General features: G+C 72.4%; 1 protein-coding gene. It reads right to left on the minus strand.

What is annotated here, in order from left to right:
- On the minus strand, window positions 1–358 hold a 358-nt coding region (locus GO615_RS30140; protein ID WP_211167452.1), incomplete at its 3' end, for a hypothetical protein.
- Window positions 359–387: the final 29 nt, after the last annotated feature.

Raw genomic sequence — 387 nt, forward strand, 5'->3', positions numbered from 1 at the left:
TCTCAGCGGCGCTCAGATCCCACGTCGTGATCGACTCCGACAGCGCGGCGCTGCCGGAGGCGAACGTCGTGACGAGGCCGACGCCGATGACGAGGCCGACGCCGATGACGAGGCCGAGCGCGGCGCGCGTCGCGCGCATCGGGTCAGCGACGGCGTTGCGGCGTGCGATGCGCGCGTCGGGACCGGCTCCGAGCAGGCGTCCGAAGATGGCGACCAGGCGCGGCAGGACGAAGGGCGCGCCCGTGATGAGACCGAGACGGCGCACGCGCGCGTCGCGGTGCACGCCGAGCTCGGCGCAGATCGGGGCGTAGAGAAAGTCACCGAAGATGATGAAGGCGCGCGGGTCGACGAGCTGCATGGCGCCGCCTGCTGCCGCCAGGACGAACA

This window comes from Aromatoleum evansii (assembly GCF_012910805.1).
GTDB classification, from domain to species: Bacteria; Pseudomonadota; Gammaproteobacteria; order Burkholderiales; family Rhodocyclaceae; genus Aromatoleum; species Aromatoleum evansii.